This window comes from Sphingobacterium sp. MYb388 (assembly GCF_037479535.1).
Classification (GTDB): Bacteria; Bacteroidota; Bacteroidia; order Sphingobacteriales; family Sphingobacteriaceae; genus Sphingobacterium; species Sphingobacterium anhuiense.
Window position 1 is genome coordinate 687,687 of the sequence record NZ_JBBGYV010000001.1, and the last position, 24,900, is coordinate 712,586.

The 24,900-nt window shown below is 35.7% G+C and carries 22 protein-coding genes; 16 read left to right on the forward strand and 6 right to left on the reverse strand.

Annotation, left to right across the window (positions count from 1 at the left end):
- Positions 1–187 precede the first annotated feature (187 nt).
- Positions 188–1,138, forward strand: coding sequence for a sensor histidine kinase (locus WH188_RS03090; RefSeq protein WP_339423246.1), 951 nt, complete (start codon positions 188–190; stop codon positions 1,136–1,138).
- 27 nt (positions 1,139–1,165) lie between these two features.
- On the opposite strand, the gene WH188_RS03095 is transcribed toward WH188_RS03090, so the two are convergent.
- Positions 1,166–1,735, reverse strand: coding sequence for a hypothetical protein (locus WH188_RS03095; RefSeq protein WP_339423247.1), 570 nt, complete (start codon positions 1,733–1,735; stop codon positions 1,166–1,168).
- Between the two features lie 296 nt (positions 1,736–2,031).
- Here WH188_RS03095 and WH188_RS03100 point away from each other — a divergent pair, with 296 nt between their 5' ends.
- Positions 2,032–2,199, forward strand: a complete 168-nt coding sequence (locus WH188_RS03100; protein ID WP_156169556.1) for a hypothetical protein — start codon at positions 2,032–2,034, stop codon at positions 2,197–2,199.
- A gap of 123 nt (positions 2,200–2,322) precedes the next feature.
- On the opposite strand, the gene WH188_RS03105 is transcribed toward WH188_RS03100, so the two are convergent.
- The gene (locus WH188_RS03105; protein ID WP_021189489.1) at positions 2,323–3,183 is read right to left on the reverse strand and encodes a sigma-70 family RNA polymerase sigma factor; all 861 of its coding nucleotides are present in this window, start codon (positions 3,181–3,183) and stop codon (positions 2,323–2,325) included.
- Positions 3,184–3,557: 374 nt separating this feature from the next.
- On the opposite strand from WH188_RS03105, the gene WH188_RS03110 reads away from it, so the two are divergent.
- On the forward strand, positions 3,558–3,800 hold the full coding sequence (locus WH188_RS03110; RefSeq protein WP_339423524.1) for a helix-turn-helix domain-containing protein: 243 nt from the start codon (positions 3,558–3,560) through the stop codon (positions 3,798–3,800).
- Here WH188_RS03110 and fmt read toward each other — a convergent pair.
- Positions 3,797–4,714 (reverse strand): methionyl-tRNA formyltransferase, encoded by a 918-nt coding sequence (gene fmt, locus WH188_RS03115; RefSeq protein ID WP_315398067.1) that lies wholly within the window; start codon positions 4,712–4,714, stop codon positions 3,797–3,799. The genes WH188_RS03110 and fmt overlap by 4 nt on opposite strands.
- A gap of 112 nt (positions 4,715–4,826) precedes the next feature.
- On the opposite strand from fmt, the gene WH188_RS03120 reads away from it, so the two are divergent.
- The 9 genes from WH188_RS03120 to WH188_RS03160 all read left to right on the forward strand — a co-directional run bounded on the left by WH188_RS03120 (position 4,827) and on the right by WH188_RS03160 (position 16,098).
- On the forward strand, positions 4,827–6,047 hold the full coding sequence (locus tag WH188_RS03120) for an ABC transporter permease (RefSeq protein WP_132845460.1): 1,221 nt from the start codon (positions 4,827–4,829) through the stop codon (positions 6,045–6,047).
- A 112-nt stretch (positions 6,048–6,159) separates the two neighbouring features.
- On the forward strand, positions 6,160–8,289 hold the full coding sequence (locus WH188_RS03125; protein WP_132771092.1) for a cation:proton antiporter: 2,130 nt from the start codon (positions 6,160–6,162) through the stop codon (positions 8,287–8,289).
- 8 nt (positions 8,290–8,297) lie between these two features.
- Positions 8,298–9,560, forward strand: a complete 1,263-nt coding sequence (gene icd, locus WH188_RS03130; protein ID WP_339423248.1) for an NADP-dependent isocitrate dehydrogenase — start codon at positions 8,298–8,300, stop codon at positions 9,558–9,560.
- A 66-nt stretch (positions 9,561–9,626) separates the two neighbouring features.
- Complete coding sequence (locus WH188_RS03135; RefSeq protein ID WP_021189494.1) at positions 9,627–9,884, forward strand: hypothetical protein; 258 nt, start codon at positions 9,627–9,629, stop codon at positions 9,882–9,884.
- 203 nt (positions 9,885–10,087) lie between these two features.
- Positions 10,088–11,155: a 3-phosphoserine/phosphohydroxythreonine transaminase gene (gene serC, locus WH188_RS03140; protein WP_339423249.1), complete on the forward strand. Its 1,068-nt coding sequence runs from the start codon at positions 10,088–10,090 to the stop codon at positions 11,153–11,155.
- A gap of 15 nt (positions 11,156–11,170) precedes the next feature.
- Positions 11,171–12,118, forward strand: coding sequence for a D-2-hydroxyacid dehydrogenase (locus tag WH188_RS03145; RefSeq protein ID WP_021189495.1), 948 nt, complete (start codon positions 11,171–11,173; stop codon positions 12,116–12,118).
- A 120-nt stretch (positions 12,119–12,238) separates the two neighbouring features.
- A complete protein-coding gene (locus WH188_RS03150; protein ID WP_132845463.1) occupies positions 12,239–13,552 on the forward strand; it encodes an aspartate kinase in 1,314 nt (437 codons plus the stop codon).
- 14 nt (positions 13,553–13,566) lie between these two features.
- Positions 13,567–14,730: a diaminopimelate decarboxylase gene (gene lysA / locus WH188_RS03155; RefSeq protein ID WP_021189496.1), complete on the forward strand. Its 1,164-nt coding sequence runs from the start codon at positions 13,567–13,569 to the stop codon at positions 14,728–14,730.
- A gap of 144 nt (positions 14,731–14,874) precedes the next feature.
- Entirely contained in the window at positions 14,875–16,098 is a 1,224-nt protein-coding gene (locus WH188_RS03160; protein WP_339423250.1) for a tetratricopeptide repeat protein, read from the forward strand.
- A 48-nt stretch (positions 16,099–16,146) separates the two neighbouring features.
- Here WH188_RS03160 and WH188_RS03165 read toward each other — a convergent pair whose 3' ends face one another.
- Both WH188_RS03165 and rpoN read right to left on the reverse strand, forming a co-directional pair.
- Complete coding sequence (locus WH188_RS03165; RefSeq protein ID WP_021189498.1) at positions 16,147–17,340, reverse strand: porin; 1,194 nt, start codon at positions 17,338–17,340, stop codon at positions 16,147–16,149.
- A gap of 356 nt (positions 17,341–17,696) precedes the next feature.
- Entirely contained in the window at positions 17,697–19,163 is a 1,467-nt protein-coding gene (rpoN, locus tag WH188_RS03170) for an RNA polymerase factor sigma-54 (RefSeq protein ID WP_021189499.1), read from the reverse strand.
- A 230-nt stretch (positions 19,164–19,393) separates the two neighbouring features.
- Here rpoN and WH188_RS03175 point away from each other — a divergent pair, with 230 nt between their 5' ends.
- Entirely contained in the window at positions 19,394–21,811 is a 2,418-nt protein-coding gene (locus tag WH188_RS03175) for a penicillin-binding protein 1A (protein WP_132771098.1), read from the forward strand.
- Between the two features lie 31 nt (positions 21,812–21,842).
- Here WH188_RS03175 and WH188_RS03180 read toward each other — a convergent pair whose 3' ends face one another.
- Positions 21,843–22,166, reverse strand: a complete 324-nt coding sequence (locus WH188_RS03180) for a GIY-YIG nuclease family protein (RefSeq protein ID WP_132771099.1) — start codon at positions 22,164–22,166, stop codon at positions 21,843–21,845.
- A 101-nt stretch (positions 22,167–22,267) separates the two neighbouring features.
- On the opposite strand from WH188_RS03180, the gene WH188_RS03185 reads away from it, so the two are divergent.
- From WH188_RS03185 to nusA, 3 genes are all read left to right on the forward strand, one after another.
- The gene (locus tag WH188_RS03185) at positions 22,268–23,041 is read left to right on the forward strand and encodes an XRE family transcriptional regulator (protein ID WP_132771100.1); all 774 of its coding nucleotides are present in this window, start codon (positions 22,268–22,270) and stop codon (positions 23,039–23,041) included.
- 146 nt (positions 23,042–23,187) lie between these two features.
- Positions 23,188–23,655, forward strand: a complete 468-nt coding sequence (gene rimP, locus WH188_RS03190; RefSeq protein WP_021189503.1) for a ribosome assembly cofactor RimP — start codon at positions 23,188–23,190, stop codon at positions 23,653–23,655.
- A gap of 2 nt (positions 23,656–23,657) precedes the next feature.
- Entirely contained in the window at positions 23,658–24,896 is a 1,239-nt protein-coding gene (gene nusA, locus WH188_RS03195) for a transcription termination factor NusA (protein WP_021189504.1), read from the forward strand.
- Positions 24,897–24,900 lie beyond the last annotated feature (4 nt).

Genomic DNA, 24,900 nt, shown 5'->3' on the forward strand with positions numbered 1-24,900 from the left:
ATTTAAGAAATTGTTACAGATATTGAAACATACTTGGAACTCAAAAATACTTATATTTACTTGTTAGGTATTTTTAGGTTTTTTTTAAAATACCACAAAACATCTATCTTTTGTAAAAGTGCTTAATGTAATGGTATTTTTATTGATCAATTACTTGATCATGAAAGATATTAGGGTGTGAGAAATTATGGAAAGTCAAACAATTATTACAATTCTGATAACCGGGATTATTGTGAGTAAAATTATTATCGGATTTTTACTCTATGAATTGATTCGGAAAAATCGCATTTTAAAGCGGGAAAAAGTCAAACTTTTAGGCACTAATATAGCACTTGAAGAGCAGGCTGATCAAATTAAAAAGTATAATGAAGAATTGAAGGCTTCCGAACTTTTTAAGATCAAGGTATTGTCAATTGCTTCACACGATTTAAGAACTCCTTTTGTTTCAATGAATATGTTGTTGAATACCGTTGACTTATCGCTTATGTCAAAACTTGATATGGAACAAGTTTTACTGCAATTAGGATCAGAGATCTCTCATTCACAAAATATGTTGGATGAGGTGCTTTTATGGGCAGAATCTCAGCTCCGTGATAACTTAGAAAACAAGGAAACGTTTAATATTTCTCAACAGATTCAGCATGTCTTGTTGTTATTTCAAAAAGATTTAATGTCAAATAATATTTCTTTAGAAGAGAGTCTTCCTAAAGATGTTTATTTGTATATGAGCAGGGATATATTTTCTTTTGTCGTTAGGAACATTGTTAGTAATGCCGTCAAGTTTTGTAAATATGCCGGTAAAATTACTTTAGGGGTTTCGGAGATCAAAGGAAATGAATTCTTGTTATATATAGAAAATGAAGGAATAAATATGCCAGAATCGACTGTTGAAAAGCTTAATAATAGAAACAGTTGGGATCATAGAAAAGCTGTTAATGGTACAGGGGCAGGACTTGGGGTTTCATTATGTAAGGATCTTCTCCAACGGGTAGGAGGTAAAATTTATTTTGAAAACATCAGTGATGTTGGGACGATTGTTTTTATTTCTTTTCCAATACATTCAATTACTGCTCTTGATGATGAAATTATAAATAAAGAAAATAGCAACTTTATGAATAGTTTTCAAGAACCAAAGTAGGTTTGATTCTGCTTTGTTTTTATTTGTTTAATTTATTTTTTGTGATCCAATGATTATTTTTAATTCAGAAATAGAGTCATTTATTTTTTGTACTCCAGCAGTAATGTAATTATTCTTGCTGTAGGCCTCATACAAATCTATGCTGTTTAATAAAGAATCTTTGACGAAAATTCGATCACGTTCCTTTGAAGGAAATTTTGGTAATAGGCCATTTGCAAATTTAACTTTTGAAAAATTTGAAATTTCATATTTTTCGAAAGTATGATTAGCGTTCTGATTATCCTCATCTTCATTTTGTTGAGAGAAAATAAATTTTAAACCAAGCTGTTCATTTGTAAAACAAATTTTCTGTTCATAATCGTCATCTTTAGAAAATTCTATACTATCGTATTGACTATAAGAGAATAAAGAATCTCTTTCAAATTCTATGTTTTTTGACGATGCAAATAAAATAAAATCTTCAATTGTGGATTTCTCAAATTCAAGATCTAGCACAGACCAATCTTTTTTAATGATTATCATATCCGATGCGGAAGTTTCCCTTGAACAACTGAATGAAAATAGAGATAATATAAAAAGGATGAGCACTTGTTGCATATTCGTTTTTTACTGTTAAAATTGTCTGTTTTATTTTCTATAAAGATCGTGCGAATTTATAATTTTAAAATCCCCGATTTCAGTTATATATGCTATCTATTTCTTAAAGAATTTATAAATTATAAAAATTAAAATAATGAAATATGAATTTGATCATATCTATCAATTTAAAAAGTTGGGAGAATTATCTTTAATCGGATAATTTTTTAAATTACTATATCGTGTTCTATGGGCTGGGATGTCTGCAAAAATATATTTGGCACGTTATTAGTCTTTTATAATTAAACATAATTATTATGAGAAAGATTTGTTTAGTATTGCCCCTTATTTGTATGGTATTTTTGACTTCTTGTTACACGACAAGAACCGCTGGAAATAGCGGTAAAGTACCTCCCGGACAAGCCAAGAAAGCTGTTGGAGCAAAATCTGCGAAACCATTTGCACCTGGTCAAAGAAATAAGTAAATATGGTATAATTAAATAATGGTGTTCAGTACGTTTACAGTGAGTAGCAATGACTGTGTTAATCTAATAGAACAAAAAATGCGCAGTTTTTGGCTGCGCATCTAAGAAATACTGTTAATACTATTAACCTAAATAAGATTTTAAGATCTTGCTACGAGATGTATGACGTAAGCGTTGTAAAGCTTTGTCTTTGATCTGGCGGACACGTTCGCGGGTAAGATTGAATTTTTCACCGATTTCTTCTAAGGATAACTGGTGGTTTGATCCAAGTCCGAAAAATAATACAATTATTTCTCTTTCACGCTCTGTCAGCGTTGACAGTGAACGTCTGATTTCCTCAGATAAAGATTCATCGATAAGGGAACTATCTGTATCTGGATCATGATTCTCTAATACGTCTAATAGGGTATTTTCTTCCCCTTGCACGAATGGTGCGTCCATAGAGACATGTCTTCCAGAGTTACTTAATGTATCCGAAACTTTATCGACTGTTGTTTCAAGGATGTCTGCTAATTCTTCTGGTGAAGGCTCGCGTTCATACTCTTGTTCTAATTTAGAGAATGCTTTACTAATTTTACTTAATGAACCGACCTGGTTCAAAGGTAAACGCACAATACGAGATTGCTCTGCAATAGCTTGAAGGATTGATTGACGAATCCACCATACCGCATACGAGATAAATTTAAAACCTTTTGTTTCGTCAAAACGTTTAGCTGCTTTTATTAAGCCCAAGTTACCTTCGTTGATTAAATCACCTAAGGTTAATCCTTGATTCTGATATTGTTTTGCTACAGATACGACGAAACGCAAGTTGGTTTTAGTCAATTTCTCCAAGGCAACTTGGTCACCTTCGCGAATACGTTGTGCTAATTCAACTTCTTCTTCTGCTGTAATTAAGTCTACTTTACCAATTTCGTGTAAGTACTTGTCTAACGACTGTGACTCACGATTGGTAATCGATTGTGTAATTTTGAGCTGTCTCATTAATTATATTAATACCTTTCTTCTCTGAAATGTTTGCAAAAATACAAAATAAAAACGAATTATTTTAATATTTGTTGTTGATATGTGATTATATCTTGTTGATTATGAGGAATTTTATTTACTTTATAACGCAACAAAAATTATTCCAAAATGACTGAATTCGGTCATAATAGTGTTTGAACTTCTAAATAAATATGTAATCATTTGGTAATGAATGCGCTTTGCTTGTGTAACGGAATTGCGACTAAGAATAGTATTGAAAAACTAAATTTCTAAAAAAAAATGATACATTTGATTCTACAAGAAATTAAATTTTCGATGACCAAAACTTTTTTATGAAATACATGTTTTTCAATAAACATATAATTTTGATTATGCCAATTATTATACATTTAGACAAAGTAATGCGCGATCGCAAAATGTCATTGAATGAGCTTAGTGCTAGGGTAGGCATCACACTGTCAAACCTTTCGATTATTAAAAATCAAAAAGCCAAAGCATTGCGTTTGGATACTTTGGCTTCTATCTGTCATGCATTGCACTGCCAGCCAGCAGATATCATGGAGTATGTCACGGATACGGCTGAGGTAACAAAAGAGGAGGAGCAAAGCGACTAAAAGCGGTACCCTCTTAAGAAGTCAATGATTTCCATTTTTTTCTTACCTTCAATCTGTAATTGCTTTACGCTGATATAGCCGTTATTGCCTGCAAATTTAAGATAAGTTTTTCCATCCGTTTTATAATCTCCCTGTGCAATATCTGGGGTTGCATATTCTTTGGATACTGCATATAGTTTTAATACTTTATTATCTAGGCTGGTAAAGGCTGCTGGATAGGGGCTTAGGCCACGAATCAAGTTATAAATGCTGTCTACATCCTTTTTCCAGTCAATTTGGCAGTTTTCTTTAAATATTTTAGGTGCATGTTTTAATTCACTTTCCGCTAATAAGTTGCTCTGTGCTTTTGGTGTAAGTGTATTGTTTTTTAAACCTGCTATAGTTTTGAGCAGTATTTCAGCTCCTGTATGCATCAGTTTATCATGCAAAATTCCGGCATTGTCATCTGGTGCAATTGTAACTTCTTTAGATAGTAAAATACTTCCTGTATCAATTTCATGTTGCAATAAAAATGTGGATACTCCAGTAACTTCTTCCCCGTTGATGATGGCATGGTTAATTGGTGCCGCGCCACGATACTGAGGTAATAACGATGCATGGACATTGATCGTGCCGTAAGGAGGCATTTTCCAGACAGCTTCTGGTAGCATTCGGAATGCTACGACTACTTGTAAATCTGCTTGGTAAGATCGCAATTCTTCTAGAAAATCAGCATCCTTTAATTTGACAGGTTGTAATACGGGTATATTATGAGCCTCAGCATATACTTTGACTGCAGATTGATGAAGTTTTTGTCCTCGACCTGCTGGTTTGTCAGGTGCTGTTATGACAGCTACAATATTTTCACCAGATTGCACAAGTGCATCTAATGAAGCGACGGCAAAGTCCGGGGTTCCCATGAATATGATGCGCATAATAGACTATGTTTTGTTGTTTTAATACTGAGATGATGGAAACAACAGGAATAAAATAGGCTGCTTCACATTTTTTTTTAACTTTGCGAAGTTACATAAATAATTTAAAAGCTTGAATTTTCCATACTTTTTAGCCAAGAGAATCACTTTTTTAGGAAAAAGAACTTTTTCCAAATTGATTGTGCGCATTACTATAGGAGCAATAGCTCTGGCAATTGCTGCAATTATTCTCTCTGTTGGTGTATTGCGAGGATTCAAATCGGAAATTACAGCTAAACAGCGTGGTTTTTTTGGTGATATCATGGTCTTGCGATACGATCTGAACAATTCCTATGAAAACTCACCCATTGCTTTAGATTCTATACAGTGGGATTCGGTTAAAAATCATCCAAATGTAGTTAGTGTAAATTCTTTTGCTACAAAACCTGGGATTATCAATGTTAACGATGAGGTGGAGGGAGTTTTATTAAAGGGTGTTGATATCAGCTATGATCAAAATTATTTAAAAAAGATATTGGTCGAGGGTGATACATTAAATCTAAAACAAAAAGATGGACCTGGAGAACAAATTTTGATATCTAAGTATCTTGCCAATAGGTTGATGCTAAAGGTTGGTGATGATTTTATTATGTATTTCGTTCAACAGCCTATTCGTAAGCGAAAATTTGAGATTAAAGGAATTTATAACTCAGGTTCTGAAGAATTGGATAAGGTTTATGTAATAGGGTCTTTAGATTTAATTCGTAAACTTAATAATTTAGATAGTACAGCTGTGGGGGGGTATGAGGTTCGTATTCAAGATTTTTCAAAGCTACAACAAACAACTGATGAGCTTGATGATCTGGTCCCAATGGATATGCATGCTATAAGCATCCGTGAACAGGTGCCAGATATCTTTCAATGGCTAGATCTTCTGGACATGAATACTACTATTATTTTTATATTAGTGACTTTAGTTGCTATCATCAATATGGTCTCGGCTTTGCTGATTACTATTTTAGAGCGTACCTCTATGATCGGTATTTTAAAAGCACTTGGTTTTCATAATAATGGAGTTCGTCGTGTTTTTATGTATAATGCGCTCTATTTAATTGGTTTAGGTTTATTGTTGGGTAATTTTATAGGATTGGGTTTATATTTCTTTCAAGATTATACTCATTTTTTCAAATTAGATGAGCAAACCTATTACATCTCTTATGTAGCTGTCAAGTTGTTTTGGACGGATATCATTTTAATCAATGTTTCGCTACTAATTATTGGAATGTTAGCTTTGTTTATCCCTTCTCTATTGATCACTAAAATCAGCCCAATTCGCGCGATTTCTTTCAAATAAATAAGTGCTTTAATTGTAGTTCCGAAATAAATATTTTACTTTTAGAAGTTTGATAAGGGGATTTCTGCCAGAAATCTTACTCAAATGTATACTAGATTTAGCTTATATATTTATGAATAGAAACGTATTAGATCACTTATCGCATGCTTTCGAAGCACCTTTAAAAAGTCCAGTACTCATTTTCGCGCTCGTCTTATTTATCATTTTATTATCGCCCATTTTATTACGTTCAATTAAAGTTCCGGGCATTATAGGTTTGATTATTTCTGGTGTTGTCATTGGCCCGCATGGACTGAACTGGTTGGAGAAAAACTCTGCAGTGGACCTTTTCTCTACGATAGGTTTGCTTTATATTATGTTTATAGCTGGTCTGGAACTGGATATGAATGAGTTTAAAAAAACTAAGCATAAGAGTTTATGGTTCGGTTTTTTCACGTTTATTATTCCTATTGCTATCGGTTTCCCGGTCTGTTTTTATCTTTTGGATTATGGTATTTTAGCCAGCATTTTGATTTCCAGTATGTTTGCTACTCATACATTGGTTTCTTATCCAATTGTAAATAGTTACGGTATTTCGAAAAATGAAGCTGTAGCTATTACTATAGGTGGAACTATATTAACGGACACTGCTGTTCTGATTATTTTGGCAGTAATCACCGGAGCTTCGCAAGGGAATATCGGACAGGAATTTTGGGTTACTTTAGGTGTATCTTTCGCAATTTTCCTTTTTATCATGTTTGGTGTGATTCCTCGCATTGCGAAATGGTTTTTCGAACGTATTGAAAGTGAAAAAACTTCACATTATATTTTTATTTTATCAATTGTTTTCTTTGCCGCATTCTTGTCTGAAATCGCGGGGCTTGAACCAATTATTGGAGCTTTCGTTGCAGGATTAGCGTTGAATAAGTTAATTCCGCATTCGTCCGCCCTGATGAATCGTATTGAGTTTATTGGAAACGCGATCTTTATTCCGTTTTTCCTAATAAGCGTAGGTATGATCGTGGATGTCAGTGTGCTGCTACGCGGACCGGAGGCTTTAATTGTTGCGGCAACACTAACAGTTGTTGCCATCTTGGGTAAATGGGGAGCCGCATGGATGACCCAATTGGTTTTTAAGTATAGCTCAGGACAGCGAAATGTTATTTTTGGTTTGAGTAGTTCACACGCCGCAGCAACTCTTGCTGTGATCATGGTCGGGTATAAAAATGAGATTATCGATGAAAATGTGTTGAATGGTACAATCTTATTGATTTTGGTAACCTGTATTGTTGCAACTATTGTGACAGAAGGGGCATCGAAAAAAATAGTAATGGATGGAGATCAGGACGAAAGCCATATCAATATTGTGAAGGAACATGATGAACATATTCTGATACCATTAGCAAATATGGAAAACATGAAACCGCTTTTGGATTTTGCTACATTGATGCGAAGCAAAAAATCGCATTATCCAATAAGTATTGTTTCCGTTGTTAAGGATAATGAGCAAGCGGAAAAGAATATGGCCATAGCGCGTAAAAATTTGGATAATATTGTAAAATATGCCTCTGGTAGTGAAACCGAAGTAAGTATTGCTACTACGATTGATTATAATATTCCTAGTGGAATTAGCCGTAGTGCAAAAGAGGTGATGGCTGACTGTATTCTATTAGGATGGCCAAGTGCAAGTAATTTTGTCGATAAAATTGTTGGTGAGAAGTCTGAAAGTATTTTAAACCGTACTTCTGCAAATGTTATGATGTGTCAATTTAAGAAGCCTTTTATTACACATAATAAAATTATTGTATTCGCACCACCTTTGGCCCAATCCGAATTTGGATTTGAATATTGGGTAGAGAAAGTGCTTAAATTAGGACAGGAGCTTACAATTTCGGTCACTTTTGTATGTGATAAACGTACTGAAGAGGCCACTAAAATATTTCTGGAAGAAATTAAAAATTCAGTTCCTGTCAATTATAAGATCTATGATGATTGGGATCATATGCAGGGGTTAAAGTCATTTAGAGAGGATAATGCATTTTTATTTTATGTTTCATCGCGTTATGGTGAGGTATCTTACCGTGATTCTTTAGATGGTTTGGCAAAGAAATTGGAACGTATTCATCAGAATGAAAATGTGGTCCTTGTATTTCCGAGCCGGGTAGACAATCAACATATTGATGAATATGAAGATGTGCAAGCGGCTCCGATCTTCAGAAAGATTAGTAAGGAAATTGGAAACATGTTTAATAAAGATAAATAAACTGAAGTATGGCAAGTAAAATAACAAAGTCTCTGGATGGACCGCTACAGGTGCCTGATCAGCCTATCATTCCATTTATTATTGGCGACGGTATAGGCCCTGACATTTGGCGTGCTTCGGTTCGGGTTTTTGATCGTGCGGTAGAAGTTGCGTATGGTGGTAAAAGGAAAATTGAATGGAAAGAGGTACTGGCTGGAGAGAAGGCATTTGATGAAACTGGAGCATGGTTGCCGGAAGAGACACTTGATGTACTGAAAGAATATCTAGTTGGTATTAAAGGACCGTTGACAACGCCGATAGGGAGTGGTATCCGTTCTCTCAATGTGGCCTTGCGTAAGGAATTAGATTTGTTTGTTTGCCAACGTCCTACAAAGTGGTATGAGGGTGTTCCATCACCAGTTAAGCATCCGGAATATGTTAATATGGTTATTTTTCGTGAAAATACGGAAGATATTTATGCCGGTATTGAATTTGCGTCAGGTACATTAGATGCTACTAAAATTCAAGATTTTCTTCGTACTCAACTTCATGTCGATTATAATTTTTCGAATGATACGGGGGTGGGAATTAAATTGGTTTCGGAAAGAGGTTCTAAACGGCTTGTACGTGCAGCAATTGAACATGCTTTAGCGCATAAATTACCTTCTGTGACTTTGGTTCATAAAGGCAATATTATGAAGTTTACAGAGGGGGCTTTTAAAAATTGGGGTTATGAATTAGCCGAGACAGAATTTGCTAAGGAAACATATACCTGGGGTCAATGGGAACGGACTAAAGCGGAGAAAGGGGATGCTGCAGCTAATGCTGAGCAACAGGAAGCCCTGGCTGCTGGTAAGCTTTTGATCAAAGATGTCATTGCAGATAATTTTCTGCAACAGATTTTACTAAATCCGCGTGATTATTCTGTTATTGCTACATTGAATTTGAATGGCGATTATATTTCAGATGCCCTTGCTGCTATTGTTGGGGGTATTGGTATTGCTCCTGGGGCAAATATCAATTATAATACTGGGCATGCTGTCTTTGAGGCGACGCATGGAACCGCACCCCGGTTTGCAAATACCGATACAATGAATCCTTCTTCGGTAATTTTAAGTGGTGTGATGATGTTCGAATATATGGGATGGCAAGAAGTGGCGGATGCTATAGTTAAAGCATTGAGCGAAACAATTAAAGCCAAAACTGTAACAGTTGATTTTTATAATTTAATGGAAGATGCCACGCTCGTGAAAACAAGTGAATTTGCGGATCGTATGATCGAAAAGTTATAATAGCTATTTTGAATATGCTAGATAAAGCTGACCTTTGAATTTTATTTAAAGGTCAGCTTTTTTTATATGCAATTTTCAGATTTACCACCGTTTGTTAAAGTTTCTTCTGTATTTACAGAGGAAGAATTACAGCAGTTACTTCGTGTTGAACAATTACCAGATGATATTGAGATTGATACTATCCGTGACGAACCAGAGATTTTTGATCTCCTTAATGCATTTATTGGTGATGAAAATAGTCGTTTGATACATTTACAGCTTTATGCACAGATGTTATTAAAAAGAGGAGAGGTTGAGCAAGCGTGGAAAGTGATCTTATTATAGGTTAGACATAATATCATTTTTAATGTTTTTTCAAGTATTTTATGTTATCTTTTTATCATTTCGGTGTTACTTTTTTCTAAATTTCATTAATATTGATTTTTTGTTGAAATTTAAGTAAGAAAACTTGTACCTTTGATCTTCGGAAAGCAAACGATTGCTTAGTCGAACCGTAGAAAAGTATAAAAAAAACAAACTATATATCGATGAAACATAATTTTGGAGCAGGTCCTTGCATTCTGCCAAAGGAAGTTTTTCAAGAAGCTTCACAAGCTGTAATTGATTTTAATAATACTGGTTTATCCATCTTAGAAATTTCGCATCGATCCAAAGAATTCGAAGCAGTTTTGGATGAAGCAACTAAATTGGTTCGCGAATTGTTAAATGTGCCGCAAGGATATTCTATTTTGTTCCTACAGGGAGGTGCAAGTTTACAATTTGCAATGGTAGCGTTAAACTTGTTGCCTGAAAATGGTAAAGCAGCTTACTTGGATACGGGTGTATGGGCTTCAAAAGCAATTAAAGAAGCAAAGAAGATTGGAAATGTAGAGGTAGTTGCATCATCGAGCGATAAAAATTACACCTATATTCCAAAGCAATATACTGTTCCTGCTGATGCAGCTTATTTTCATTATACGTCAAATAATACAATTTACGGAACTGAAGTATTTGATGTTCCAGCATCAAGTGCTCCAATTGTCGTTGATATGTCTTCGGATATTTTGAGCCGTGAGATTAATGTGAGTGATTTTGATCTTATCTATGCGGGAGCACAAAAAAATATGGGTCCTGCAGGCGCTACTTTAGTAATCGTTAAAGATGAGATTTTAGGTAAAACGGGACGTGTTATTCCATCTATTTTGGATTACACTGCACATATTTCGGCAGATTCAATGTACAATACGCCGCCTGTTTTCTCCATCTTTGTATCTCTTCTTAACCTACGCTGGTTGAAAGCAAAAGGTGGTGTAGCGGTTATTGAACAAGAGAATATTATTAAGGCACGTACGTTGTATGATGAAATTGATCGTAACCCATTCTTCAAAGGAACTGCTGCCATAGAAGATCGTTCTCGTATGAATGTTACTTTTGTCATGGATTCTGCAGAATTAGAGGCTGAGTTCTTGGCTTTAGCTAAAGAACGTGAACTGATCGGTATTAAAGGTCATCGTTCAGTTGGTGGTTTTAGAGCATCAATCTATAATGCATTGTCGATAACAAGCATCAATGCTATGGTAGATGCAATGAAAGAGTTTGAAGAATTGAAAAAATAAAATCGAAATTATATCATGAGAATATTAGCAAATGATGGTATCGATCCAGCTGGAAAACAACTTTTGGAGGATGCCGGATTTGAAGTAGATACAAATCATATTCCGCAGGAAGAATTAGCGGAAAAATTACAAGCTTACGATGCCATTACGGTACGTAGTGCAACGAAAGTTAGACAGGCCTTAATTGATGTTTGTCCAAACCTAAAAGTGATCGGACGTGGTGGCGTCGGCATGGATAATATTGATGTCGACTACGCACGCTCCAAAGGAATAGCGGTGTTGAATACACCAGCTGCTTCTTCCTTATCAGTTGCAGAATTGGTATTTGCTCATTTATTAAATGGAGTACGTTTCCTTTATGATTCAAACCGTCAAATGCCTTTATCTGGGGAGAGTAAGTTTGGTGCTTTGAAAAAAGCGTATGCAGGCGGAACTGAACTGAGAGGGAAAACATTGGGTGTGGTTGGTTTTGGACGTATTGGACGTGAGACAGCGAAGATTGGATTAGGTCTTGGGATGGATATTGTGTATTATGATCTAGCTGATGGGCCTAAAACGTTAACTTTATCCCTGACTCAAGGATTTGAAGTGGAATTGCCAGTAGATCAAGTATCAATGGAAGATTTATTGAAAACTTCTGATTTTATTACTTTACATGTTCCTTTCTTAGATAAGCCAGCAATAGGTAAAGCTGAATTTGCATTGTTGAAAGATCAAGTTGGTTTAGTTAATGCTGCCCGTGGTGGTGTAATTGATGAACTTGCTTTAATTGAAGCCTTGGATTCTGGTAAGGTAGCTTTTGCGGGATTAGATGTCTTTGACAATGAGCCTACTCCGAGATTGGAGATTTTGAAACATCCAAAAATTTCTTTGACACCACATATTGGTGCCGCAACAAATGAAGCGCAAGAACGTATCGGTGTTGAATTGGCACAATTGATTATCGAGAATCTTAAGAAGTAATCTTCCGCATAATGAAATGATGCGGCACAAAAACATTATGTATTTGTGCCGCATTTTTTTGCAAAAAAACTAAGTAATTGCCTATATTCACGGCAAAATTTAAATATAATGTAATTCAGTATGAAAATTTTAAAATTTGGTGGTACATCTGTCGGTAGTGCAGAGCGCATCAAAGGGTTGTTAGATATTGTAAACCCTTCTGAGCGTCAAGTTGTGGTGTTGTCAGCTGTGTCTGGGACAACAAATGCTTTAGTAGAAATTGGTCAAGCATATCTTGCAGATGATAAGAACTTGGCGAAGGAATTAATAAAGAAGCATAAAGACAAGTACGAAGACCTCATTAAGGAATTGTTCAAAACTGAAGCTGGATATAAAAACGGCAAGAGCTTAATCGATTCGCATTTTAATTTTATTGAAAGTTTTGCACATGAGATTTTTACTCCTGTAGAAGATAAGATCATTCTGGCACAGGGGGAATTGATGTCAACTGCTTTATTCCATTTTCATCTGACAGAAATCAATGTTCCATCCGTATTATTACCGGCATTAGATTTTATGAAGATTGACGAGGATAATGAGCCTGTGGTAGACTATATAACAGAGAAATTGACTCCTTTGCTTGACAATTATCCTGATAATACGCTGTTTATAACGCAGGGCTTTATTTGCCGTAATTCTTTTGGTGAGGTAGATAATCTACGTCGTGGAGGATCGGATTATACTGCATCATTAATTGGTGCTGCGATTGGAGCTGAAGAGGTTCAGATCTGGACCGATATCGACGGAATGCATAATAATGATCCGAGAATCGTAAAGAATACAACCCCAATTGCGCATTTGAGTTTTGACGAAGCGGCAGAATTAGCTTATTTCGGTGCAAAAATTTTACATCCGCAATCGGTATTTCCTGCTCAAAAATATAATGTACCCGTTCGCTTGTTGAATACGATGGATCCTCAGGCTAAAGGTACGCTTATTAGTAAAGAAGGTGGTCAAAAGGGTAGTATTCGTGCAATAGCCGCTAAAGATGGAATCACAGCTATTCATATTCATTCTTCACGTATGCTTTTGGCCTATGGTTTTTTACGTCGTGTATTTGAAATATTTGAACGTTATAAGACACCAATTGATATGATTACAACATCGGAGGTTGCTGTTTCTGTAACGATAGACGATACTAAAAATCTACAGGATATTATTAAAGAAGTCGAAGATTTTGGGACTGTGTCGGTGGATGAACATCAAACCATCGTGTGTGTGGTAGGGGATTTTGACTTGAATACACATGGGTATGCGGCCCGAGTATTGGATGCTGTAAAACACTTACCGGTCCGAATGATTTCATATGGAGGTTCGGATTATAATGTATCAGTTCTGTTGGACACGGATCATAAAGTGGAAGCATTACGCTCGTTACACAACCGTTTATTTTAATTGAAATAACCAAAATGAAAAACGAAAATATAGAGAGTCAGTTCGTAGGAAAGGAAACTCCTTTTTATTACTACGACCTGAACGTTTTGGAAGAAACGTTGGATGCGGCTTATGCCGCTTCCAGTAAGCGTGGATTCCATGTGCATTTTGCTTTGAAATCAAATTTCAACAGCCGTTTGCTTGAAATGATCCAAAGTAAAGGTTTTGGAGCAGATTGTGTAAGTGGAAATGAGGTGCAACAGGCTATTAATGCGGGGTTTGATGCAAAAATGATCACTTTTGCTGGTGTAGGTAAGTCTGATAAGGAAATTAATCTTGCTTTAGCGCACGATATTTTTGCTTTCAATGTCGAGTCTATTCAGGAATTGGAGGTGATCAATGAGTTGGCTGCTGTTCAGGGAAGAAAAGCTAAAGTAGCATTACGTATTAATCCTAATGTAGATGCACATACCCATCATTATATCACAACGGGATTAGATGAAAATAAATTTGGTGTTACAAATGCGGAACTTGAAAGAGCTGCAGCTGTGATACGGAAGTGTGAGAATATCGAACTTATTGGTTTACATTTTCATATCGGTTCTCAAATAACAGATATGAATGTATTCAAGAGCCTATGTGTGAAAGTGAATGAATGGAAAAATTGGTTTGAAGAACGTGGTGTCATCATCAAAGTTTTAAATGTTGGAGGTGGACTGGGAGTGGATTACCATAACCCAGATACGAATGCAATTCCTGATTTTGAAGCATATTTTGATATTTTTGATAAATTCTTAGAAAGAACTCCACAACAGGAAGTCCATTTTGAGTTAGGGCGTGCATTAGTTGCGCAATGTGGTTCTTTAATCAGTAAAGTACTTTATGTAAAGAATGGTGTTAAGAAGAACTTTTTAATATTAGATGCAGGTATGACTGAATTGATGCGACCTGCATTATATCAGGCTTTTCATAAAATAGAAAAGCTTGGAGATGCAAATGCAACAGAACTTATCAATTATGATGTTGTAGGACCTATCTGCGAAAGCTCCGATTGCTTTGGAAAAGAGGTCACATTGCCATTGTCGAAAAGAGGAGATCTTGTTGCTATACGTACCGCTGGTGCATATGGTGAAGTAATGTCTTCACGCTATAATCTCAGAGAGGAGATTCGCTATGTATATAGTGACGAATTAGTCTAAAACTACCCTATGAAAATAGAACTGGCTTAAACTACTGATAGTTTAAGCCTTTTCGTTTTGTAGGAATATTTGTTTTTCATTTGCAGAATAAATGGAATAGCGAAATATATTTCTGTTTTGCTATACATCCTTGTACCTTTGTATATGCAACAGATTCAACATATACTTCGAAAATTATTTAGTGAGGAGCGGATTAGAGTAGATTTTAGTGTAAAGGGAGGGACTACTACTTTACTCGCTAGTTTTGCATATTTACCGATCCGGGAGCTTTTAAATTTTAATATTAACATAAAAGAAGAGTATCGAGATATTTTGAGTGAATTGGACGTTGCTAAGGAATTGGAACCTGTTGCGTCACTTTTGTTAAAAGGTATGCTAAGTATGCAAGCCGGTCATGATGATGCAACAAAATATCTTTATGAAGCTCAAAAAGTCCAGGTAACAGCATTAGGATATAGTTATTTGGCATTATGCTATTTTATGAAAGGAGATTTTGATAAGTCTATTCAGATTTATTCAAATGCGATTACTGATTTCCCCAAAGAACCTTATTTTTATGCCTGTCGCTGTGTACTGAATCGATGTTTAGATGATGATGAGGGAGCTTTTTATGATTATCAGGTCGCAAAACGTCTCGATTTCAATTATCACAGTCTGCTAGAGTGGCATGAGCATCTTTCCTATTTAGAAACCCTTAAAGTGGATCAGCTGGAACTTCAGGAATTGGAAAGCACTTGGGAACAAGATCCAGAACGATTAGATGTCTTAACGAAGCTCGCTTTGGAGTATGTACACATTTATGATTATCAAAAAGCTATTCGTTTATATTCTCAAGGAATCAATATGGCGGATAATCAAGCAGAATGGTATGTTTACCGTGCGGCAATCTACAGCAAATTAACGTTGTATATAGAAGCCCTTGAGGATTGTAATCAAGCTTTATCAATTGATGAAAATTGTGTTTCTGCTTATATTTTACGAGCAAAGTTATTGGAATGTCTACACGAACATGACGCCGCACTTGAGGATTATAGAAAAGCAACCTCTCTAAATCCTGAACATACTGCCATATATGAGGAGCGGGCTTCGCTTTTTGAAAGATTAGGGAAATTTGAAGATGCTATCGTCGATTATTCTAAATTGATCGCCTTAATGAAGGATGACTTTTATCCGTATGTACTTCGCGCAGATATGTTCGAACGTATAGGAAAGCAGGAAGAGGCTTTGTTGGATTATAATCGTGCTATAGACTTGAATCCTTACTATTCAGATCTTTATCAGTATCGTGCTGCAATACGGGAATCTTTAGGTGATAAAGTAGGCGCTGAATCTGATTTACAAAAATTCGAAGAGTTGGATGAAGAGTAATAAAAGATAAAAAAGGTTCAGTTGTTTAAAACTGAACCTTTTTTATCGTTAAATTCCTAACTCAACCTGAAATAGAAACCCCCAGGAGTTCTTTTGATCGGCATTGTCAAATTGACCATCTTTAAAAGTATAATTACCACTCAAATTAAATTTTAAGCGATGTGCTTTCATATATTTGTTAATACCAGCTTCAATAATTTCTGTTTGTTTTTCATATGCCCGAATATCTTTGTGAGGTTGGACAAAGGTATAGCGGCTTACGACCTCGTATCCATGATTCATCAGGTAAGACATCTGTTGATTAACTCCAAAACCTTTATAAGCATAGGCGGTATTTCCCTGTAAATCGATGTTCATTGGATTGTCGACATCACGACGCATATACTCGGCTTGATAAGCAAAACCCTGATATTTAAAAATTGCATCAATAAAGCTAGTCTTTAAAGTAAAAGGATTTTCAACATATTTACCCGTTTGACCACCTATACGGGTTGTTCTGTCGTTAAAGCTGTAACCTCCCCCAATAGATAGTTTTGGTGTTTCTTCACGCTCTATGTCTCCTTCGGAATAATCGCCTCCATTTTCAAAATTGCCGAATGGTAAAAATTCTACCCTACCTGTGTAAGATAAGCCTCCATCTGTTCCGCTTGCAGCTCTACCTTCACCTGTTGATATGGCAACTTTTGCATTAATAGGTACTTCGCCAATTTTTTTACTCAGATTGGCACTCATTCCGAAATCACGATCTAAAGTAAACCTGGTATTCACTAAGGAACGATCTGCAAACTGGAGCTGTCCAGATGAATTGACGCGTTGCCTATTTCCTGGTAATTTGTTTTGACCGAAACTGATGTAGAAATCGTCAGTAAAGTTATAGAATACAACGGCATCACGTACAATATTTGGAATACCGGTTTCATCGAAATCTTGATCACTTCTTGTAAAAGCTAATTGTAATGAGTAGCTAATCTTAGGCGTGTAGATGTAACCATCGACCCGCATTCTAAGTCTACGTACACGCGCATCCCATTCTCCGTTCTTTTCTCCGTCTAATTTTTCTGTGAAACCGGCACGGTTTTGCATTCTAAATCTGAAGTTTGTGTAGAAAAGGGAATCTTTGCTATGGAATTGAATTCCTTTGAAATTTAAGATAGTAGCTCTATCATCTCGTTCTTGCGCTTTTGTGGCACAGGCTAAGGTCGCTAGTAAGGCTGTAAGGGTAACAATTTTTGTTGCTCTCATTCGTCTTTTAAAAAAATATTATAGTAAGGGTTGTGTGTACTTAAATTATAACAGTTTAATTTGCTTGTAAAAAATAGCGTATTAATAAAATAATATTTTTAGCATCTATCTATAAAAGATACGGATTAATCATGATTCTTACGGATAGAACTTTATATATTATATGCGTGCGACAGTCATTTTAGCTAAATCCAATGTCAGTGATTCTATTCTTGACAAGAAACTAAGTATAAAACAAAGTGATTTGCTGCTGTTTTTTTATTTTCAAACACAAAGATAATAATCTAATTGAATAGAGGAGAAAAATGAGATGAAATGATAAGTAAAAGGCCACTTTATAGGTGGCCTTTTACTTATTATAATTCTTTACGTAAACGTGCAACAGGTATATTGAGTGCTTCGCGATATTTTGCAACGGTACGTCTAGCGATATTGTAACCTTTATCTTTTAAGATTTCGGTCAGCTTTTCATCAGCAAGAGGTTTGCGTTTATCTTCATTTGCGATGCATTCTTCTAAGATCTTTTTAACTTCTTTATTGGATACTTCTTCTCCAGATTCTGTTTGAATAGCTTCGGAGAAAAATGATTTAAGAAGAAATGTGCCAAATTCTGTTTGTACATATTTTGAGTTGGCAACACGGGATACAGTCGAGATATCCATACCTATGCGATCTGCAATATCTTTTAATATCATCGGTCTAAGCTTAACATCATCACCTGTTAAAAAGTAGTCATACTGATACTCCATGATGGCATTCATTGTTTTTAGCAATGTCTGCTGTCTTTGTTTTATCGCATCAATAAACCATTTCGCAGAATCGAGTTTCTGTTTTACAAACTGAACAGCTTCTTTCATTTTTTTATCCTTTTGATCGGATTTCTCATAATGTTCGAACATGTTCTGGTAAGAACGACTCACACGTAGTTCTGGTGCATTTCGCCCGTTTAATGTTAGATGAAGTACTCCATCGTTGTTAATGATGTGAAAATCGGGAATGACATGTAACTGTTTACCTGCAACAGCTCCTGAATCACCTGGTTTTGGATTTAACTTTAGAATTTCATTTACAATATTTTTAAGATCATCTGAGGTTAACCCTAGCGATTTTTCAAGTTTATCATAATGCTTCTTGGTAAATTCATCCAAATAATTTTTTACAACTTTAGTTGCCTGAATGATGGTTGGATTATTTTGATCTTTCTTTTGTAATTGTATCAGCAAGCATTCCTGTAAATCACGAGCTCCGATACCTGCCGGTTCAAAATCTTGAATAACCTTTAACATTTCTAATACTTCGCTTTCAGTAGCGATAACATTTTGAGAAAACGCAAGGTCATCAATGAGACTTAATATTGGACGACGTAGGTATCCGTCATCATCTAAACTTCCAATAATTTGCTGACCGATTAAGAAATCACGGTCATCTAAGGCTAGTAAATCGAGCTGTTGTTGTAATTTCTCAAAAAATGAATCTTGTACAGCAATGGGAATCTCTTTTTTATCATCATCTTCGTCAGTATAATTATAGTTGTTGGAGTAATCAGTATAATCATCTTCCTGGATATATTCATCTACGTTGAACTCATCGCTGTCGAAGCTTTCTTCACTATCAAAACTCTCATCTGGATCGCGATCTGGGTATTCTTCGTTCGGTTCGGCCATGTTTGCTAAACTGCCGTCCTCAAGTGCTGGATTCTCCTCTAATTCTTCTTTAATGCGTGCGTCCAAAGAGACTGTAGGAACCTGTAAAAGTTTAATAAACTGAATCTGCTGTGGAGATAGTTTTTGTAATAACTTTTGTTGTAAGGTTTGCTTTAACATGTTTTTCTATGACTAATTCGAATATAAATTTATATAAATTATATTGATTTAAGAAACAAAAATACATAGAAAAGGTATTTGGGTATAATTTTTGTAGCTATCTATAATCTTATACTCCTAATTATCAGAATTGGAATAATGAAATGTTAAATTTCGTTAATTCTTCTTTATGACATGTAAAAGCTATTTTTTTTGCTTGTTTTCACAAAACATTTTTAGACCTTTACCATATGTTTAAACGTATTAAGAATAAATATATACGCTATATAGCAATTGCTATATATTTTTTAATCGTCCTTGTTTGTGCTATACAGCTTAACTTTTTGGGGCTATTTGGCTACTCGCCTACAAAAAAGGATATTACGATGCCCAGTGTTAATATCTCAACCGAATTGTATACTGCAGATAGTGTTTTGATCGGTCGTTATTTTGATGAAGACCGTAATCCAGTGGCTTTTGACAGCATATCTAAAAATGTGATCAATGCGCTGGTGGCTACAGAGGATGTTCGCTTTTATAAACATAGCGGAGTTGATTTTTTAGGTCTCGGATCTGGTATTGTTTCTACTTTATCTGGAGATAGAAGAGGGGCTAGTACAATTACGCAACAATTGGCAAAAAACTTATATCGTACACGCTATAATAAATCGGGTGGTCTTCTTGGTAAAATACCTGGTGTTGGTTTAATTGTAACCAAGTTTAAGGAATGGATGACCGCTTATAAATTGGAGTCACGATATGAAAAAAATGAAATTATAACGATGTATTTAAATACCGTTTCGTTCAGTAATAATTCATATGGTATCCAAACGGCTGCACGACGTTATTTTAGTAAAAATGCAAGTGAACTTAGCATCAATGAAGCTGCGGTATTAGTGGGTATGCTGAAGGGAACAACAATTTATAATCCTATGCGTAATCTAGACAAATCGCGTGAGCGCCGAAATGTCGTTTTAACTCAAATGGAGAAGGCTAAGTATATTGATCAAACTCAGGTTGATCAGTTGTCAAAGGAGCCATTGGTATTACGTACGGAGAACAAAGATATACATGCGGGTGAAGATTCTTATTTACGGGCAGCGGTAGAGCGTTGGCTGGAGAAGTGGGCTGATGAAAATGATATGGATATCTATAAGGATGGTCTAAAGATTTATACTACAATCAACTCAAAGCTTCAAAAACATGCCGAGGAAGCTGTTGCTAAGCAGATGCAGGTATTGCAACGGAGATTGAAGAATGCATGGGGTAGTGAAGAGCCTTGGCGTGATTTGTCAGGTAAGGTAATTCCTGGATTTATTGAAAACTTGGTAAAAAAGACAGACTATTATAAATTTTTGGTGAAAAAATATGATCAACGTACTGACAGTATTGATTTCTACTTGAACCGTAAAAAAGAAATGGAAGTATTTTCTTGGAAAGGAGAGCGGATGCGTGAAAAAGTAGAGATGTCCACTGTTGATTCGATCAAATACTATGTAACTATGTTAAATACGGGTGTGATGAGTATGGATCCATATTCTGCTGAAATTAAAGTGTGGGTAGGAGGTATCGATCATCAGTTTTTTAAATATGATCATGTTAATCAATCTAAAAGACAGGCAGGTTCTACATTCAAACCTTTTGTTTATTTAGCAGCATTGGAATCCGGTATGACACCTTGTGATCAGATTCAAGATAAGCCCGTAACCATCAAGATTGATAAAGGAGATTCAATTGAAGTCTGGGAGCCTAAAAATGCTGACTGGAATTTTAGTTATCGGGATATGTCATTGCGTTGGGCCATGGCGCGTTCGGTAAATTCGATTACAGTTCAACTGACAGAGAAAGTAGGGGCTGATAAAATTGTTGAAGCTGCACATCGAGTTGGAATTGAAAGTAAATTGAGTCCTGTGGCGTCGATCGGTTTGGGACCAAATGATGTTTCAGTTTTTGAAATGGTAAATGGTTATGCTACAATGATGAATCACGGTGAACGTGTAACACCTATTCTTGTTTCTCGAATAGAAGATTATGACGGAAAAGTGATTGCAACTTTTAAACCTGAACGTAAGCAGGTAGTGGATAAACAAGATGCATGGTTGATGACCTATATGCTTCGCGGAGGAATGGAAGAGCCGGGAGGAACTTCACAGGCATTATGGGAGTATGATCTTTTTGATAAGGAAAATGAGATTGGTGGAAAAACGGGTACTTCTTCGGAGTATGTAGATGGGTGGTACATGGGTGTTACCAAAGATCTGGTAACTGCGGTGTGGGTCGGTTGTGACGATCGAAATATCCATTTTAAAAATTCGCAGACCGGTGAGGGCTCTAAAACCGCGCTACCAATTTTTGGTTTATTTATGGAATCTGTTTATAAGGATAAGCAGTTAGGCTATACGCAGGGTAAATTTCCTGCTTCAACTGTGGAAATTACAAAGAAGTATAAGTGTGAAACTCCTCGTCCGCCTCGTGAAGAGGTTGTCTCAGATTCAACCGCTGTAGATGATGAGATGTTAATCGATGGTGTGGAAGATGTGCAAAATGGTGGTACAACTCAAGAAGAAGGATTATCAACTTCTGGAGATGATGATGCTTCTGATGTCTTATCTACCCATAATGATGCAACGGCAATAAGACCGCGTGATTCACTAGGTTTTGGTGATTAATACATTCTCTTAAAAATTTTAAATCGGTTGTTTATGAAGTATAAACAACCGATTTTTTTTTGGAAGTATCCATATTAGTTGGACATAGGTTGTTCCAATTCGCATTTTGTTTTCTGATGAGCTTCTCCTTCTGCATCCGTGTAAAGTGATTTAATTCAAATTGTCTCTTTTCAGCTTGTTCCTGACAATCAAATTTTTCCATATAAACGACACGAGTTAAGTGTGGGCCATTGGGAAAGAAAATGTTGCAGCTGCTTTTTATTTCGTTCATCGCCCGGTTAAAGTCTGATGTGATATCTACATTTAAGAACTGTCTGTTGCTGTCCGTAATGATGTATAATGTGTGTGATTTCATGTTTTGAGCTAATAAATTTGGTTATTTGTATAATTTTTACTAATTTTATTGGCACAATAATACTAATATTTTTAGATATTAAAAATTAAAATTAAAAAAATATGCCAAACATAGCTTCCAATCTTAAGTTTTTAAGAAAAACGAAAAGGCTTACACAACAGCAGTTTGCTGACTTAATGGAGATAAAACGTGCTTCTGTAGGGGCGTATGAAGAAGATCGGGCAGAGCCAAAATATGAGTTACTAAAAAAAATAGCAGAGTTTTATGACCTTTCAATGGATGAGCTTGCTAATGATGAGATAAATGAAAAATGGAAACGGGCTCCTAAAAGTAATGCTTCTAATTTACGGGTACTTAGTGTTACAGTTGACGGGCTTGACCGCGAAAATATAGAGTTGGTTCCTGTAAAAGCGAGCGCTGGCTATATGAATGGTTATGCTGATCCGGAATATGTTGCAACGTTACCGAAATTTTCGTTACCTATGTTCAATCAAGGAACCTATCGGGCTTTTGAAATCAAGGGTGATTCGATGCGTCCTTTGGCTAGTGGTTCTATTGTCGTAGCAGAATATGTGGAGAACTGGAATGATATTAAGCCAGGGCAGACCTATATTGTCGTTTCAAAAGATGAGGGGGTTGTATACAAGCGAATAGCATTTAAATTTAAAGAAGATAAAGGTCTGAAGTTAGTTTCTGATAATAAGAGCTACGATCCATATTGGGTAGAAGCGAGTGATATTATGGAAGTTTGGAAAGCAAAAGCGTTTATTAGTACAACGCTTCCGGAACCTAGTAATGAACCTTCTATGGAGACTTTGACAAGCATGATGGCAGAAATGCAAAAAACAATTAATTCGGTTGTAGATAAGGGTTAGAGGATCATTTTGATGGATCTTTTTTATCTATATTTTGATAGTTGAAAAAAAATATTTACCTTTGTCTTATCTGAGAGGAAGGGGGCAACGTATGCCCCCTTTTTTAATTCATTGATTTCAGTATTTTTATTCGTTTTCGAAAGAATATGCAAAATGTAGAGAAAAGAGTTATCGAACTCGTCCAAGAAAAATTAGCAGATCGCGATGATTTGTTTATTGTAAGTGTTAAATTTCATCCGAACAGCGTGTTGGAAGTTTTGCTAGATGGTGATCAGGGAATTAGTATCGATGATTGTGTACAGGTTAGTAAATTTGTCGGATTCCAGTTGGAAGAAGAGGGGACAGTAGAGAAAGCTTATCGTCTTGAAGTTTCTTCTCCGGGGCTAGATGCTAATTTTGTTAATCAAAGGCAATATGAGAAAAATATTGGACGCAATGTACAAGTGAAGTTAAATGATGGTACAAAAACGGAAGGTACATTGTTAGCCGTTGAGGATGCACAGATAACAATTGAAGAAACAATAAAAGAAAAAGGTAAAAAAGCGGAGCAGGTTGCTCGCATTATACCTTTTGAACAAATAAAAGCAACTAAGGTGTTAATTTCATTTAAATAAAAATGAGCAGCAATATCAATTTGATTGACTCTTTCCAAGAGTTTAAAGAGTTTAAAAACATTGACCGACCTACGGTTATTTCTGTCTTAGAAGAAGTATTTCGTAGTATGATCCGTAGACGTTTTGGTACAGATGAAAACTGTGATGTTATCGTAAATCCTGATAATGGAGATTTAGAGATATGGAGAACACGCGTTGTTGTTGAAGATGAATTTTCGGAAGATGATGATCTTGAAATTGAATTAACAGAAGCGAAGAAATTTGATGCTGATTTAGAAGTTGGCGATGATTATATTGAACAGATAACGTTAGAGAGTTTTGGTCGTCGTGCTATTTTAGCAGCCCGTCAAACTTTGGTTTCAAAAGTTTTGGAATTGGAGAAAGACGAAGTTTTCAAAAAGTATAAAGACCGTGAAGGGGAGTTGGTGATCGGCGAGGTTTATCAAATCTGGAAAAAAGAATTGCTTGTGTTAGATGATGACGGTAATGAATTAATTTTACCGAAGACAGAACAAATTCCTGCAGATTATTTTAAGAAAGGTGATAGCATTCGTGCAGTCGTTTATAAAGTGGATATGATGAATAATAATCCTAAGATTCTTATTTCTCGTACTGCTCCAGAATTTTTACAACGTTTATTTGAACTGGAAGTTCCTGAGATTTTTGATGGTTTGATTACGATTAAGAAAATCGTTCGCGAACCAGGAGAACGTGCTAAAGTGGCAGTAGAATCTTATGATGATCGTATTGATCCTGTTGGTGCTTGTGTGGGTATGAAAGGATCTCGTATTCATGGTATCGTTCGTGAATTGCGTAATGAAAATATTGATGTAATCAACTTTACAACGAATCATTCACTTTACATTACACGTGCATTAAGCCCAGCTCGTATTAGCTCAATCAAGATTGATGAAGAAAATAAGACGGCTGCAGTGTATTTAAAATCTGATCAAGTTTCTTTGGCAATTGGACGTGGTGGACACAATATCAAATTGGCAGGTAAATTGACAGGTTATGAGATCGATGTTTATCGTGAGAATGACGAGTTTGATGAAGATGTGGATATCGAAGAATTCAGCGATGAAATCGAAAGCTGGGTAATTGATGCATTGAAACGTGTAGGTTTAGATTCAGCACGTTCAGTATTGGCATTGACAGAAGAAGAGTTGTCTAGAAGGACTGACTTGGAAGAAGATACGGTAAAAGACATTTTACGTATTTTACAGGCTGAATTTGAATAAAATG